We start from the raw sequence: 15,343 nt of genomic DNA on the forward strand, positions 1-15,343 counted from the left end.
ACGATATCGCAGTGCAACAACGGGATAGCGGCGCAAGGTCTTGACGCGCCCGCCAGCATGATCTCTATCGGACGCGCGCCTCGCCAAACCCGTGGACCTGTTGGCCGGAGGAACCGTTCGTGTCTGATCTATCGCCGGCTCCGCCGCACCTGCGAAAAGCCGCTGCATGACAGAGAGCGCGGCTACCGCGCCCGCGGTCATCATCTACGACAACTATCCGGGCAATGAGGGTCACCGCGCCGAATACTACGCGCTGATGGCCCGCCTGATCGGCAGTGCGCGCACCAACTCGCTATGGCGCGCGCTGTGGGCGCGCCAGCCGGTGCTGGACGGCGCGATCGAGGCTTCGGTCTGGTCCTACGTCGCGCTCTGCGTGGTGCGCACGCTGATGGGACGCCGCACCGCGGGGATCCTCTTCCGACCGCTACCGCTGGTCGAAGGCAAGCTGTTCCGACTGCGCTTGAAGCGCTTCCTGCTGCAACTGGTAAAGCCCCTGCCCGGCGTCGCCACGCTGACGATCCTGCCGTTCGAGCTGGAGCCCGCCTTCGCGCGCTTTGCCAATGGCTGGATTCACGATCCGCAGTACTGGGACCTGAACTACCCCGAAGCGGTCGACAAGGATCGCCCGGCCGGGCCACTAGCCGAGGAAATCCGTCAAGCTGCCGCCGGGCGCAAGGTCGTCAGCGCCGTCGGTCGGCAGGACATCGACAAGGGCTTCGCGATGTTCGCGCAGCTTTTCGCGCAGCGCGCCGACCTGCGCGAACGCTGGCTCTTCGCCTTCGGCGGCAAGGTCACCGAACACGAAGTGGGCGAGGACCTGCGTGCCTTCGAAGCGGTCGGCGGCCTGTCGCGCGTGCGCTACATCAGCCACGAGGAACTGCTCGACCTCTATGCCTCCGCCAGCGCGATCTGGAGCTGCTACGCGCCCGATTACGATCAGGCCTCGGGCGTGTTCGGCCGCGCCATCCAGCTCGGCCTGCCGGTGATCGTGCGCAAGGGCTCGCTGCTCGAACGCACCTGCATCGTCGAAGGGCTCGCGCACGTCGCCTATGATGGCGATCCCGCCAGCTTCGATCCCGCCGCGATCCCGCCCCCGCAGGACCCCGCCTTTGCCGCTGCGCGCGCCCGCGCGTGGGGCGCGCAGAGCATCGAACGCCTGCGCGGCTACCTCGGCCTCGCATGATCGCGCCAGCGCTCCTCGCGGTCGCAAGCCTTGGTATTGCTGGCGCGCTGGCGCTCGATATCGCGCTGCGCGTGATGGGCTTGGGCGGCTTCCCGCTCTACGCGCGCGACCCGGCATCCACCTACCGCATGGCGTCGGATCAGCAGGGCCGCTTCCGCCGCCGCGCCCGCTGGCGGTTCGACCGCTTCGGCATTCGCACCGACGACAGCGCCGCCAGCCTTGCCGGGCGGATCGTGCTGCTGGGCGACAGCGTGGTCGAAGGCGGCATCCATCTTGATCAGGACGATACGCTGGCGGCCATCGTCGCGCGCGACAGCGGCTGGGCGGTCAGCGCGGTCGCTTGTCACGGCTGGGCACTCTCCAACGAACTCGGGGCCCTCACCACGCTGCCCGGCTGGGAACAGGCCGCCGCGCTGGTCTGGGTCGTCAACACCGGCGATTTCGACACCGTGGGCCGGGGCGAAAGCGAGCTGTCGTTCCCCACGCGCCGTCCGCTCTGGCTCGCCCTGTGGCTGGCGCGTCGCCACATCTACCGCGCCCGGCCGCGCTGGTGGCCGTTCCGTTCGCACTTCCTGACGCCGGGCCCGCACCGCCCGGAAATGCGCGGCGAGGCCCTCGCCCGCTTTGCCGGAATCGCGCCGCGCATCGCCGGGCCGATCGTGATCGTCGGCCATGCCCGGCGCGACGAAAGCATCATGGACGGCGACATCGCGGGCGAGCCATTCTTTCGCGAACTGGCCGCCGTCCGCCCCGGCAGTGCTTACGTTTCGCCCGCCGCGTTGCCCGGCTGGGACCGCGATTGCTACATCGACGACATCCACCCCAATGCACGGGGCGCACGGCTGATCGCCGATGCCATCATCCCCAACCTGCCCCCCTTCAATCCGCGTAAGCGCGAGGAACCATGATGGACGCTTCCCTCACCCTGACCGAGCGCTTCGAGCAGAAATTGCAGGCGCTCCAGTTCGGCCCGGTCGACCGCCTGCTGGTGTTCCGCCCCGTCGCTTGCGGCCTTGGCGGCCAGCTTTCCGGGCGCATCATGACGCTCGCCATGGCGCTCGCGCTGGGGCGCAAGGCGGTGTTCCTCTCGCCCGCCGATCCGCCCTATGGCCAGACGTTCGCGGAACTCAACGATCCGGTGGACCTGACCGGGCTGGACGACGCACCCGTCGTCGCGATCACCGAAGACCAGAGCGCGCGCATCGTCGTCCACGACCCGCGCCTGATGCCGCCGTTCGATGCGGCGGCAAAGAAGGCGCTGCTCGACAAGATGTCGGCGCGGCTCGGCATGGCCGTCACCAGCCGCACCCTGGCAGAAGGGCTCGCCTTCAACTGGCTCAAGATCCTGCCCGATGTAGCCGCCTGGTGCGAAGCGCAGCGCGCGCGGCTCGGCGTCGATGCCGACACGCTGGGCGTCCACTTCCGCCGGGGCGACAAGGCGGTGGAAACGGCCTTCGTGCCCGCCTCGGTCATCAACGCCCGCATTGCCGAGATCCACGCCGTCTGGCCGTTTGCCAAGCTGTTCCTCGCCAGCGACAGCCCCGCCGCCCCGCAGGAGATAGTGTGCCCGCCGGGCGTCGAACTGATCTTCGACACCGAGGAGCAGCGCTTCAACAACGCCAACCACAAGATGCTGATGGAGCGTCCCGACCTGGTCGAGCAGGAAACGCTGGTCGCCTTCAAGAACATCCACCTGCTGGCCCGATGCGGCGGCGTGGTCGGGCAGGACAACGCCCACTTCGCCACGATCGCGGCCGCCTCGATCCTCGCTCGCGGCACGGCGCCCGCACGCGTCGCGCTGATCAGCGGCCGCATCGCCGAGGAAAATTCGGCCGCGCTCGCCGCCCTTTTCCGGATGAAGAAGCTGGTCCGCGCCATCGGTCGCCGCCTGCTGCCCGGCATGACCGCCAGCGCGCGGATGCGCCGAGCCGAGCAGCGCCGCGCCTGAACACGCCTTGCGCCGCTGTGGGGTTTGCGCAACAGGCGACGGGAAGAATCGATGTGTGCCACATCCGCATGCTTCACCGCTGGAATTACGCCGACTTGTTGCCTATGTCTGAGCTACGAGATTCTCCGGCAGCAGCAGTTTCTGCGAGTCGTCAGGGGGATCGGGCACACAAGGGTCAGGTTCTAAGCAATGGCTGGGCAGGGGAACAGGGGAGCGAAACGCGGCATCAGCCGTCAGTTTCTGCGTGCGCCCTTGCTCGCAACTGCCTTCGCCGCGCTTGGTATCTTCGTCGTCCCCACTGTCGGCAACGCACTTGCAGGGCACTTCGAGCCTAAGCCGGTCAGCCTCGCGGCGCGTGGCGGCCTCGGCTCGTTCACACCGGCCTCGGTCGATCCGCGCCTTGCCGCACAGCTCGGCCTGTCGACCCACGGCAAGCTGTTCCGCTTCACGCCCGCCGGATCCGAAACGCGGCCCGACCGCGCCGTAACTGTGGCGATTCGCATCGATGGCGATGAAGCCCGCGCGATTTCGGTGCGCGGCGCGCTGCCCGCTTCCGCAACCACGCCCGGCTTCGCCGCCGTCCGCATCGCCCCCACGGTCTACAATCTGGGCGCCGCACGCGGCTATCAGAGCTTCGCCGCGGGCAACGCGGTGCTCCCGCGGGAGATCGAGCGCCTGAACGTGCCCGATCTGCGCAGCTTCACGCCCGCCGGGTCGACCACGCCGGTCAACCCCGGTCGCCTGGCCCCGCGCATCCAGATCGACGAGAAGGAACGCACCGGCCGCGCCCCGCGCACGCTGGAAAATCAGGGCGACTACCAGCTCGATCTGGGCGGCAGCTATCGCCTGACGCGAAACTTCAACGTCACGGCCGGCATCCGCTATTCGTCCGAGCGCGACCGCCTGCGTCCGCTCACCGACGGCAAGCAGGATAACCAGGCCGTCTACGTCGGAACCCAGTTCCGCTTCTGATTCCCGTTTGAACGGCTGATTGGTGGCTATCAGGCCCGCTTCCACGCGCCTTGGGTAGGCCTCTCCCCCCTTTAGGTGCCGTTCAGCCCCCTTTCAGTCGCCGCACGATTTTTCGCATCAATTGCCTGATATAGCTCGGTTTTTTTGGATTTTCCCGCGCCAGAGCGATGATCGTCGGCGAAACCGCGAAAGCGCGAAGGCCCACCAGTTCTGCCGTCGCCGCCAGATCCTCGAACGCAAACCCCCAGCGCGCATCCGACTGCGCATTGCTCAACGACCAGCCAAGGCCCACCCTGTCGACCAGCACCTGCCCGCCGGGTGCCAGCACATCGGCATAGAAGCGCAGCATCGCCATGTAGTGATCGAGGCAGCAGCCGAAGCTCGACGGATTGTTGTCGACGATGAAATCAAAGCGCGGCCAGTCGCGCCCATCGGCCCCGGAATACTTGTTGTGCAACAGTACCCGGTAGCCGGGGATGGCCAGGCTTTCGCCATGTGCCACTTCCTCGGGCGCCACGGTGGTGCCGGTAACGCATGCGCCATGCCCGCAAAACCGCTTGGCAAACAGCGAGTTGCCCGCACCAACATGCAGGATCGAAGCGCCGTTGAGCGCAAAGCCTTCCAGCCAGGCCTCGATCCGCAACTGGTCGGGGGTCGAGGGAATCAGGCTCCAGACGTGCCATTCGGCAACTTCGATCAACCCTGGCGCCGCAGCACCGCAGAACACGGGCAGCCCGTCGATCCGCCGGGCGGCAAGTTGGCCGAGTTCATGCTGCATCGTCATCCCCGCACGGCCATTTCGCATTAATTCCTATGCGGACCCCATCCAGCCGTCAACGCGCGCCACCACCGCGCTTGTCGCATCACCGTCATGCTTCTACCCTAGCCGCGAGAGGGCAAAGGCGGGAGTTGATGAGATGACGCGAGTTGCAATCGTTACGGGCGGTACACGCGGTATTGGTGAGGCGATATGCCTTGCACTCAAGGAAAAAGGCCGCACGGTGGTGGCCAATTTCGGCGGCAACGAAGAAAAGGCCCGCGCCTTTACCGAGGCGACCGGAATCAAGGCCTACAAGTGGGACGTCGGCGACCATGAAGCCACGCTGGAAGGCTGCGCCCGCGTCGCCGCCGAAGTCGGCCCGATCGACATCGTCGTCAACAACGCCGGCATCACCCGCGACGGCGTGCTGCACAAGATGAGCTTCGACGACTGGAACGAAGTCATGCGCATCAACCTGGGCGGCTGCTTCAACATGGCCAAGGCAACCTTCCCCGGCATGCGCGAGCGCGGCTGGGGCCGCATCGTCAACATCGGCTCGATCAACGGGCAGGCTGGCCAGTACGGGCAGGTGAACTATGCCGCGGCCAAGTCTGGCATCCACGGCTTCACCAAGGCGCTGGCGCAGGAAGGCGCCAAGTTCGGCGTCACCGTCAACGCCATCGCACCGGGCTACATCGACACCGACATGGTTGCCGCCGTGCCCGCCCCGGTGCTGGAAAAAATCATCGCCAAGATCCCCTGCGGCCGTCTCGGCCAGGCCAGCGAGATCGCGCGGGGCGTCGCCTTCCTGACCTCGGAAGACGGTGGCTTCGTCACCGGCTCGACCATGAGCATCAACGGCGGCCAGCACATGTATTGAGGCGTTCGGGGGCCTGCCACCGGGCAGGTCCCCACGTCCCGACGAACATGCCCACGCCCTACCACCCGCCGGTCAAACGTTCGGTTGAGATCGCCGGGCACAAGACCTCGATCAGTCTCGAACCGCTGTTCTGGGACCTGCTGCGGCAGGCGGCCGAGGATGAAGGCGTGCCAATCAACGCGCTTGTCGCGCGCATCGACGTCGAGCGCATACAGGCCGAAACGCCGCCTGGGCTGGCGGGCGCGATCCGGCTCTGGCTGGCGGCGCGGGTACTGCGAAACGACGGGGCCGACTGAGTGGCCGCGGCCTAGATCAATCCCCGCCGACGCGCTCCACGTCCGCGCCGAGCAGGGCGAACTTTTCTTCCAACCGCTCGTAACCGCGATCGAGGTGGTAGAGGCGGTGGACCTGGGTTTCGCCCTCTGCGGCAAGGCCTGCGATGACGAGGCTCATCGATGCACGCAGGTCCGTCGCCATCACTTCGGCCCCGTGCAGCTTGTCGACGCCATGGACGATCGCAGTGCGGCCCTTGGTCTCGATCCGCGCCCCCATCCGGTTCAGTTCGGGAACGTGCATGTAGCGGTTTTCGAAGATCGTTTCGGTCAGCACGCTGGACCCTTGCGCAAGGCAAAGCATCGCCATGAGCTGGGCCTGCATGTCTGTAGCAAAGCCGGGATAGGGCGCGGTCGAGAGCGTGACGGGGCGCAGCGGCCCATCGGCAGCGACATGGACGCCGTTCTTCGTCTCTTCGACATGGACGCCAGCGTCGCGCAGCGCCTGGATCGTGGCTTCCATTTCGCTGGCGCGCGCGCCCGCGAGCGTTACTTCGCCCCCGGTGATCGCGGCGGCGCAGGCATAGGAACCGGCCTCGATGCGATCGGGCATGACCATGTAGGTCGCACCGTGCAGGCGATCGACGCCGTGGATAGTGAGGTCGGACGTGCCGATACCTTCGATCTGCGCGCCCATTGCGACGAGCAGGTTGCACAGGTCGACGATTTCGGGTTCGCGCGCGGCGTTGTGCAGCACGCTGGTGCCGCGTGCCAGAACGGCGGCCATCAGCGCGTTCTCGGTCGCACCGACCGAGACCACGGGAAAGCTGTAGCGCCCGCCGGGCAGGCCGCCATCAGGGGCAATGGCGCGGACATAACCCGCCGCCAGCTCGATCTTCGCGCCGAACGCCTCGAGCGCCTTCAGGTGCAGGTCGATCGGGCGGTTGCCGATGGCGCAGCCGCCGGGCAACGACACGGTCGCCTCGCCCGCGCGCGCGAGCAACGGCCCCAGCACGAGGATCGAGGCGCGCATCTTGCGCACGAGGTCATAGGGCGCGACCGTCGAGGTGAGGCGCGTCGCCTGCAAGGTCATCACCCTGCCGAAATCCTCTGGCCGGGCGCCCGCGATGGATGTCGAGATGCCGAACTGGTTCATCAGGTGCTGGAAGCCGTCGATATCGGCCAGCCGCGGCAGGTTGCGCAGCGTCACCGGCTCGTCTGTCAGCAGCGCGCAGGGCAGCAGGGTCAACGCCGCGTTCTTGGCGCCGGAAACGGGGACGGTACCGGAAAGCCGCTTGCCGCCACGAATGATGATCTTGTCCATCGGCAGGCTTTAGCGAGTTTGGCCGACGCGTGCAAAGGCGTCGGCTGCTTGTTCCACCGCCACGACAAACGGCGCTTGCGTTGCGAATTGTGCGCTGCATAACTGCACTGCAACATAAATGGGAAATAGACGAGGCATGACCAGCGCCAGCATCCGCAAGCCCATCCGCAAGGCCGTGTTTCCCGTTGCCGGCCTTGGCACGCGATTTCTCCCCGCGACCAAGGCAATCCCCAAGGAAATGCTGCCGATCATCGATCGTCCGCTGATCCAATACGCCGTGGACGAGGCGCGCGAGGCGGGCATCGAACAGCTGATCTTCGTGACCGGGCGCGGCAAGACCGCGATCGTCGAACATTTCGACACGGCCTACGAACTCGAAGCGACGATGAGCGGGCGCGGCAAGGCATTGGAAGTGCTGGAGCCGACGCGCATCCAGCCGGGCAACCTCGTCACCGTGCGCCAACAGGTGCCGATGGGCCTTGGCCACGCGGTGTGGTGCGCGCGCGCGGTAGTGGGCGACGAACCTTTCGCGATCTTCCTGCCCGACGAAATGATGGTCGGCAGCCCCGGCTGCATGAAGCAGATGGTCGATGCCTACAACGAAGTCGGCGGCAACCTGATCTCGGTGCTGGAAGTGCCGGAAGAGGAAGTGTCGAGCTATGGCGTGATCGCGCCGGGCGCCAGGATTTCGGACACGCTGACCGAAGTCACCGGGCTGGTCGAGAAGCCGAAGCGCGAGGATGCGCCCTCGAACCTGATCATCTCGGGCCGCTACATCCTGCAGCCCGACGTGATGCGCACGCTCGAAGGGCAGGAGAAGGGCGCGGGCGGCGAGATCCAGCTGACCGACGCGATGGCCCAGATGATCGGCCACCAGCCGTTCCACGCGGTCAAGTTTGCAGGCCGCCGCTTCGATTGCGGCAGCAAGACCGGCTTTGTCGAGGCAACGATCGCGCTGGCGCTCGAACGCCCGGACATGGCCGACGACGTGCGCGCGATCATGCGCAGGCTGCTGGCGGAATAAGGCTTGCGCCGGGGCTCAGGCCCCGGCGAACCTGGCGTTCGCAGCGGCAAGGCGGGCGTAAGTCCCCACCCATGCGCTGGCGACATGCGCCGCGCTGAAGCGCTCTTCGTAGAGCTGGCGCGCGTTCGCCGCCATGATCGCCCAGTCCTGCGGGGGCATCGCCAGCGCCATGTCGAGCGCGGCCGCGATCGCAGCGGCATCGAAGCCGCAGGGCACCGCGGCGTTCGCTTCCAACCCTTCAGGCAGGTTGCATTCGTCGGTCATGATCGTCGGCACCCCAGCCGCCCAGGCTTCGAGGATGGCCATGGGCAGGCCCTCGCTGAGCGATGGCAGCACGACATAGCGCGCGCCCGCGATCAGCGCGTCCTTGGCCTCTCCGAAGATCGGCCCGATATAGTCGATCGACAGATCATCGCCGATCGCGGCGGTGAGCGCGGCAACGTCGGCTTCGGCGCCCCACCCCGCGATCACCAGCCGGGCCTCGGCAGGACGAGCCGCCGCCTTCCACGCTGCAACCAGCGGCAGCAGGTTCTTCTTGGGGTGGATGCGCCCGATATAGACCACCTGCGGGGGCGGAAAGCCGCTCGACCGGATGGTGGCCAGAGGGCCTGCATTGGGGATGACGATGGTGTCGGCCCGGCCCGATTCGCGCCGGATATCCTCGGCCTCGCGCTGGGTCAGCGCATGGAAGCAAGCACTGGCCTGCCAGCTGCGGCGCTCGTAGCCCGCCCGCGCCAGCGCCTTCTTCCAGCGCCCGCGACCCGTGATCCACGGATCGAGCATCCCGTGGGGCGAGACGATGTAGGGCCGTCCCGTGCGCCGCGCCCAGGCCGCGCCGGCCGCCGAAGGGTACATCCAGATGCCGTGGAGATGGAGCAAGTCGAGGTCGGCCCCAACCAGCACATCGACCATGTCGGGCGCATAGCCGAGGAACGATGGCCCGACCTGCCGGCACAGCCGCAGGCTGCCGCGCGCAAAGCGGGCAGTGTCTTCGTCCGCGTGCCCACGATCCAGCGCGAAGACGAGCGACTCACCCCCGGCGGCGCGGATCATCCCGGCCTGCAGCGCCACCACTTCGAAGACGCCGCCGCCTGCGCGCGAAGCCCACGGCGTCAGCAGGCCGATGCGCAGGCCGGAAAGCGGCCCCTTCATGCGGACCTCATACGCAGGCGACCCGCGAAGGATCGATCAGGATTTCCGCCGCAAAGCGGGCATTGTCCGTGGCAGCCGGCTCGGCGCCGGGGAACACCATCAGTTCGACCGCATCGGCAAAACGCTCGGTATCGGCATGCCAGCCGCGCGCGGTGGAAGCCTCCGACATTGCTCGCCACTCACCCTCGTCGTCGCCGATCCGGGCAAATCCGCGCGCCATGCCCTCGATCGCGCCGGCTTCGACGACGATACCGTTCTCGAGATTGCGCACCAGCGCCTCGCGCGCGCCGACTTCGGCGCTGGCAAGGATGGGCAGGCCCACGGCCAGCGCCTCGTTGATCACAAGGCCCCACTGCTCCTCCTCGCTCACCAGCACCAGCGCCAGCGAACGGGCGAGCTGGGCCGAGACCTTGGCGGCAGGCAGGAAGCCGGGAAAATCGACCATGTGCATAATGCCGAGCCGCGCGCACTGCGCGTCGATCGCGGCCCGCAAGGGGCCATCACCGATCATGTTCAGGCGCTTGGCGCGCTGCGGTGCAGCATGGACGTAGCGGGCATAGGCCTCGAACATCCGCTCGATGTTCTTTTTTTCCACGAAGCGGCCGACGAAGACGAAGCTGCGCTCGTCGAACGCAGGTTCCGACCCTCCATCCTGCGCCTGCTGGCGCACCCGCTCCATGCTGACGGTGTTATAGCCGGGCAGGACAGTACGATTGGAAAAGCCGAGGAAGCGCACGTATTCGAACTGCCGCCGCCCGCCGACGATCGCCGCGGAATAGGGTGTCAGCAGCAGTCGCTTGAAGTATTCGCGCGAGGCCTGGCGCTGGAAATCGTCGAACTTCGACGCGGTCATCATCACCACGCGCTTACCCAGCATGCGCAGGATGTAGGACAGCGCGATAATGTCCGGCTCGCTGTAGGGGACGCCGACGAAGATGACGTCGCACTGGCGCAGCACCTTCAATTCGGTACGGAACCGCCGCCAGATCGGGATCGCCTCGTGCGATTCACCGGGAAAAAGGCGCTTCTTTTCGGTCCCCGCAACATCGCCCGAAGGATCCCAAGCATAAGTGGCGGACTTCGACGCGACCTCGACCGACAGAACGCGCGCGCGGCCAGCCAGACGACGGCCCACCGCTTCCAGGCGATCAACGTGATACGCCGAAAACTGGGTCCAGATCAGGCCGATCGTCGGTTGGCGCCCAGGGTTCGTCATGGCTTGAGGTTAAAGGCAATTCCTTGCTGCGTTGCAACCAGAAAAGCTCCATTTTGAATAGTATGAAGGCAATGCAGCAAAATTGGCGGCCAGAAAAAGGGGGCGCAGCCATTGCCACGCCCCCCCTGCCGACACTCGCACTGCACCTGCGTTCAGGCCGCGCCCTGTCGCGTGATGACCCAGCCGCTGTGCGCGGTCGGATTGCGCCGCCAGGTCAGCTCGACGGCGTAGTTGTCGCTGCTGATCGTCGCCTTGGTGATGCCGCCTGCCTTGATCGTCAGCGTGTTGGTGCCGTTGACCGCCCCGCGCGACAGCACGGTCACCGTGTAGCCGTTGAACAGGTAGTTTGTGTCGGCCATGATCTCGACCGAGCGCGGCAGCGTCAGGGCGGTTTGCGCGACGATCACGGTCGGTCCGCCATTGGTCGCCAGCGTATAATCGGCATTGCCGATGTCGTCGGACAGCCGGCGCACCGCATTGCGGGCATACGTCACCATGTTTGCGCCCACACTGCTGCCGATGTTGGTCATAGGGATCACGCCCACGCCGTTGGCATCATCCAGATTGCCGATGACCACGCGCCCTGAGCTTGCCCCGCTGACGGTGACGTTGACCGGTGCCTGCGACAGCGTGGTGTAGAAGTACTCCACCTGGAAATCGCGAACCGCGCCACCAAAGATCGTCAGTGCATTGGTGGTGTTGAACACGCTCTGCGTGCCGCCGAAGAACAGTTGGCGGATGCGCACCGCACCGCTGGGCGCATAGATCAGGGCGCTGCTGGTGAAGGCATGGGTGCCTGTGTAGTTCAACGTTTCGAGCTTCAGGCAGTTGATGTCGACCGTCGACCCGGATTGCAGGTTGAACAGCTGCTGACCCGTGCCACCGCCCGAGTTCGGCCCCACCGAACCCAGCATCTCGATCGATTCGATCGACCAGTTGTACCCGCGCACCTGGTTGAAGGCGGGCTTGGCCATGTTGTTCATCTCAACGACCATGCGGCCCCAGCGGTTGTTGGGTACGCCGTTGGTGGCCCCGGTCCAGTCCATCGCGGAGCCGGACAAGGTCTGCATGAAGCGGAAGTCGTCCCAGTTCTGGCCCCACGGCCCACCGATGCCCGAACGTACCTTGATGCCGTCGAACCCGCGTTCGAAATAGATGCGGCGGAGCGATCCCCAGAAGGCCATCGTCGAAAAGACCATGCACGAGGCATTGGTGTTCGCCGAAGGCTGGAGCGCGGCATAGGACAGCTTGAAATCTTCAAGCAGGTAGGTGTGCAGCAGCGACGCAGCAACGCCGCCAAGGTCGAGCAACGGCACGTTGTCGGCCATCTGCACGATGATCGAACATTCCGGTCCGTTACCCGAAAGGCCCCAGCCGGGGCGTGCCTGTACATTCAGCGTGCTCGTGACGCAGTAGATGCCATCGGGCAGGAACGCCTGGCGGCGGTTGACGGTGACGTAGTCGAGCAAGGCCTGCAACGCCGCCGTGTCGTTCGTGCCGAAGGTCACCTGCTGGCCGGTCACCGTCGTCACCGCGCTCGCCGCCAGCGTCACGCTGTTGCTCGACACCACGGTGGCGATCGTGCTGACCAACGCGGCACCCGCCGTTCCGGCGCCCGGAACGGTGATGGCCTTGCCGACATCCGCGGCGGTGAAACCAGAGAAGCCGGAAAGGCTCACCGTCAGCGTGGCGCTGCCTGCCGTCATCGCGCCGTTGCTGAGGAGCTTGCCATCCCCCTTCGCGCCGAAGTCGCGCGCGCTCGGCGTCTCCTGAAGCTTGCGTCCGACCGTTCCCGTGGAGAACCCGGTCGACAATGCATAGGGAAGGTTGCCGTTGGCAATGGCGGTCTGGGCCTTGTTCGCGAGGCCCCGCGCGATCGCGTCCATGCTCATTGGGCCAGCCGGTAGACAAGCGTGCCCGACGTCAGCGTGACATCGAGATAGAGCGTGGCGGCCGATTCGGATTCGTCCCAGACAGGTTCGCACGCGTTGCCGGTGAACTGCGCCCAGACGCTGCCCGCGACCGTCAGCGGCAGGCGCGTCGCCCCGCCGTCGATCGAGCGCACGACCTTGACCGTCCCCGCCCAGGTTCCCGACAGCGTGAGCATGACGGATCGATCAAGCGCCGGGGCAAACGGCCCGAACACGCCGGTTACGCTTGTCAACCCTGCGAGCGGCGCGGTCGCCGCAAACTTCTTCTGCACGGGTAGCGGCTGCTGGCCCGAGACGATCGCAACGTTTCCGTCGCCATCGGCATAAGCCATGGCATTGGCGGTGGCATAGCCCGCGGGGGACGCAATGGGGGTGGGAGGCATGAGAACACCTTTCTGCTGGAAAGGTGCGCTAGATAACCTATATGGTTATTTGTAGGAAAGCTCAGTGTCGTTTGGCCCGCTCTGGCGACGCGCGATGGCGCCGATGGCATCGACAAAGCGCTGGAGCAGTGCATCCTTGCCCCACCGTGTTCTTGCGCGAACGCGCGCTTCCTCGCCAAACGCCTGCGCTTGCTCCGGATGATCGAGCAGATGTGCGACCGCGTCGGCGAAAGCCACAGCATCACCGGGCGGCGTCACCAGGCCGGCACCTTCGACTTCCACCGCCAGTCCCGTCCCCGCTGCCGCCGTCGCCACCACCGGACGGCCGGAGCCGAGCATGTTGGCAAGCTTGCTCGGCAGGACAAGGTCCGCCGCATCGGGGATCTGCGGCAAGAGGTGGACCGCAGCCAGCGCCAGCAGATCCGCGACCTTTTCGGCAGGCTGCAGATCGTGCAACTGCACGTTGCATAGCCCTTCGGCCAATTGCGCCAGCCGCGCACGGTTGGGCCCTTCACCGCAGATCACGAAAACCAGATCCCGCCGGTCGGCCAGCAGCCGCGCGGCTTCGATGATGATCTCAATGCCCTGCTTGTTGGCGATGTTACCCGAATAGAGCGCCACTTTCCGGTCACCCAGGTTCCAGTCGCGGCGATAGTCGTTGCCGGTCGCATCGAGCCGCGCGAAGGCGAGGTTCGCCCAGTTGCGCGCCTCGATCACGCGCTCAGGAGCGACGCCTTTCTCCACCAGCCGCGCGCACATCTGCGGGCTGATCGTGGAAACGCGATCGGCGGCGCGCAGGATCACCCGCTCCACCCACAGCGCCAGCTTGGGCACGAACCCGCGCGCATCGACCAGGCCTGTCGCCATCGCGGCATCGACTTCGAAGTCCTGCACATGGACCCAGAGCTTCGCCCCGAACAGGCGCGCGACCACCCAGCCCACGGGCACCGACAGCAGCGCGGGCGCGATCACCACGACCACGCCGGGCCGCGCTCGCCACGCCGCCGCCAGCGCGGCCGGAAGCGCCGTCAGCGCATAACTCGCCAGATGGACGATGCGCTTCAGCCCGCCGGGGTTACGCGGGATGTAGTGGGGGCACCGCACCACGCCGACGCCCCGCTCGATGCTGCGCCGCCAGCCACCGCCATAGCCGTCGTAGGCCCGCCATTGCGGGTAATAGGGCTGCCCCGCGATCACGGTGACAGGTCGCCCGGCTTCGACCAGCGCCTCGGCCAGACCTGTCGTGTAAGGACCGATGCCCACCGGCTCGGGTGCATAGTTCACCCCGATGAGCAGGACCGGCACAGAGCTGGTCATGCGCGGATCGTGCCCTGTTCCAGCCCTTCGAGGAACCACTGGTACGCGCCCGCGACGCCTTCTTCGAGACCGATCGAGGCGCTCCAGCCCATGCTCGCCAGCAGGCCGCTGTCCATCAGCTTGCGCGGCGTGCCATCGGGCTTGGTCGCATCCTTGGTGACGCCGCCTTCGAAGCCCACGACCTTGCACACCAGTTCGGCCAGATCGCCGATGGCGATATCGGTGCCGCTGCCGACATTGACGTGGCTCTCGCCCGAATAGGTCTTGAGCAGGTAGACGCAGGCGTCAGCCAGGTCATCGACGTGCAGGAATTCGCGGCGCGGCGTGCCCGTCCCCCAGATCTCGATCGCGTCCTTGCCCGCCAGCTTCGCCTCGTGCGCCTTGCGGATCAGCGCGGGCAAAACGTGGCTACCCGCCAGGTCGAAGTTGTCGCCCGGACCATAGAGGTTGGTCGGCATCGCGCTGATGTAGTCGAGCCCGTACTCGCGGCGATAGGCCTGGCACAGCTTGATCCCGGCGATCTTGGCGATCGCGTACCATTCGTTGGTCGGTTCCAGCGGCCCGGTCAGCAGCGCGTCCTCGGTGATCGGCTGGGGCGCGAACTTGGGATAGATGCACGAGGAGCCCAGAAACAGCAGCCGCTCGACGCCCGCCAGACGCGCCGCCTCGATCACGTTCGCCTCGATCATCAGGTTGTCGTAGAGGAACTGCGCCGGGTAGGTGTCGTTGGCGAGGATGCCCCCGACCTTGGCGGCGGCGAGAACCACCACGTCGGGCCGGTTCGCCTCGAACCAATCACGCACCGCGCCCTGTTCGCGCAGGTCGGTCGCACGGTCCGACGTCAGGATCTCGCAGTTTTCCGAAGCAAGGCGCCGCACGATCGCCGAGCCGACCATGCCGCGATGGCCGGCGACGTAGACGCGCTTTCCGCTCAGATCGTGGGGTACGTCAGCCATGGTCACTTCCCGGTACTGCGGCTCG

The 15,343-nt window shown here is 66.5% G+C and carries 15 protein-coding genes; 7 read left to right on the top strand and 8 right to left on the bottom strand.

What is annotated here, in order from left to right:
* Positions 1-166 precede the first annotated feature (166 nt).
* From K3A84_RS17285 to K3A84_RS17300, 4 genes are all read left to right on the top strand, one after another.
* A complete protein-coding gene (locus tag K3A84_RS17285) occupies positions 167-1,183 on the top strand; it encodes a glycosyltransferase family protein (protein WP_225010701.1) in 1,017 nt (338 codons plus the stop codon).
* Positions 1,180-2,091 carry an SGNH/GDSL hydrolase family protein gene (locus K3A84_RS17290; protein ID WP_225010702.1) on the top strand — a complete coding sequence of 304 codons (912 nt, stop codon included), beginning with the start codon at positions 1,180-1,182 and terminating at the stop codon, positions 2,089-2,091. The genes K3A84_RS17285 and K3A84_RS17290 overlap by 4 nt, the downstream gene beginning before the upstream one ends.
* Entirely contained in the window at positions 2,088-3,131 is a 1,044-nt protein-coding gene (locus tag K3A84_RS17295; protein ID WP_225010704.1) for a hypothetical protein, read from the top strand. Before K3A84_RS17290 ends, K3A84_RS17295 begins: the two co-directional genes overlap by 4 nt.
* 252 nt (positions 3,132-3,383) lie before the next feature.
* Positions 3,384-4,103 carry a hypothetical protein gene (locus K3A84_RS17300; protein WP_225010706.1) on the top strand — a complete coding sequence of 240 codons (720 nt, stop codon included), beginning with the start codon at positions 3,384-3,386 and terminating at the stop codon, positions 4,101-4,103.
* Between the two features lie 82 nt (positions 4,104-4,185).
* Here K3A84_RS17300 and K3A84_RS17305 read toward each other — a convergent pair whose 3' ends face one another.
* Positions 4,186-4,881, bottom strand: a complete 696-nt coding sequence (locus tag K3A84_RS17305) for a class I SAM-dependent methyltransferase (RefSeq protein ID WP_225010707.1) — start codon at positions 4,879-4,881, stop codon at positions 4,186-4,188.
* A 139-nt stretch (positions 4,882-5,020) separates the two neighbouring features.
* Here K3A84_RS17305 and phbB point away from each other — a divergent pair, with 139 nt between their 5' ends.
* Complete coding sequence (gene phbB, locus K3A84_RS17310; RefSeq protein WP_225010708.1) at positions 5,021-5,743, top strand: acetoacetyl-CoA reductase; 723 nt, start codon at positions 5,021-5,023, stop codon at positions 5,741-5,743.
* Between the two features lie 47 nt (positions 5,744-5,790).
* Positions 5,791-6,039, top strand: coding sequence for a ribbon-helix-helix domain-containing protein (locus tag K3A84_RS17315; RefSeq protein ID WP_225010710.1), 249 nt, complete (start codon positions 5,791-5,793; stop codon positions 6,037-6,039).
* Positions 6,040-6,055: 16 nt separating this feature from the next.
* Here K3A84_RS17315 and murA read toward each other — a convergent pair whose 3' ends face one another.
* On the bottom strand, positions 6,056-7,339 hold the full coding sequence (gene murA, locus K3A84_RS17320) for a UDP-N-acetylglucosamine 1-carboxyvinyltransferase (RefSeq protein ID WP_225010712.1): 1,284 nt from the start codon (positions 7,337-7,339) through the stop codon (positions 6,056-6,058).
* Positions 7,340-7,475: 136 nt separating this feature from the next.
* Between murA and galU the strand changes: the two genes are divergently transcribed.
* Positions 7,476-8,363 (top strand): UTP--glucose-1-phosphate uridylyltransferase GalU, encoded by an 888-nt coding sequence (gene galU / locus K3A84_RS17325; RefSeq protein ID WP_225010713.1) that lies wholly within the window; start codon positions 7,476-7,478, stop codon positions 8,361-8,363.
* Positions 8,364-8,378: 15 nt separating this feature from the next.
* Here galU and K3A84_RS17330 read toward each other — a convergent pair whose 3' ends face one another.
* From K3A84_RS17330 to fcl, 6 genes are all read right to left on the bottom strand, one after another.
* Complete coding sequence (locus tag K3A84_RS17330) at positions 8,379-9,515, bottom strand: glycosyltransferase (RefSeq protein ID WP_225010714.1); 1,137 nt, start codon at positions 9,513-9,515, stop codon at positions 8,379-8,381.
* Positions 9,516-9,522: 7 nt separating this feature from the next.
* A complete protein-coding gene (locus K3A84_RS17335) occupies positions 9,523-10,731 on the bottom strand; it encodes a glycosyltransferase (protein ID WP_225010715.1) in 1,209 nt (402 codons plus the stop codon).
* A gap of 152 nt (positions 10,732-10,883) precedes the next feature.
* Positions 10,884-12,623: a hypothetical protein gene (locus tag K3A84_RS17340; RefSeq protein WP_225010717.1), complete on the bottom strand. Its 1,740-nt coding sequence runs from the start codon at positions 12,621-12,623 to the stop codon at positions 10,884-10,886.
* A complete protein-coding gene (locus K3A84_RS17345; protein ID WP_225010718.1) occupies positions 12,620-13,045 on the bottom strand; it encodes a hypothetical protein in 426 nt (141 codons plus the stop codon). The genes K3A84_RS17340 and K3A84_RS17345 overlap by 4 nt, the downstream gene beginning before the upstream one ends.
* A gap of 45 nt (positions 13,046-13,090) precedes the next feature.
* Entirely contained in the window at positions 13,091-14,362 is a 1,272-nt protein-coding gene (locus tag K3A84_RS17350) for a WcaI family glycosyltransferase (RefSeq protein ID WP_225010719.1), read from the bottom strand.
* The gene (fcl, locus tag K3A84_RS17355; protein WP_318248326.1) at positions 14,359-15,318 is read right to left on the bottom strand and encodes a GDP-L-fucose synthase; all 960 of its coding nucleotides are present in this window, start codon (positions 15,316-15,318) and stop codon (positions 14,359-14,361) included. Before fcl ends, K3A84_RS17350 begins: the two co-directional genes overlap by 4 nt.
* Positions 15,319-15,343 lie beyond the last annotated feature (25 nt).

Origin of the sequence: Novosphingobium percolationis (assembly GCF_020179425.1) — a bacterium.
Lineage (GTDB): Bacteria > Pseudomonadota > Alphaproteobacteria > Sphingomonadales > Sphingomonadaceae > Novosphingobium > Novosphingobium percolationis.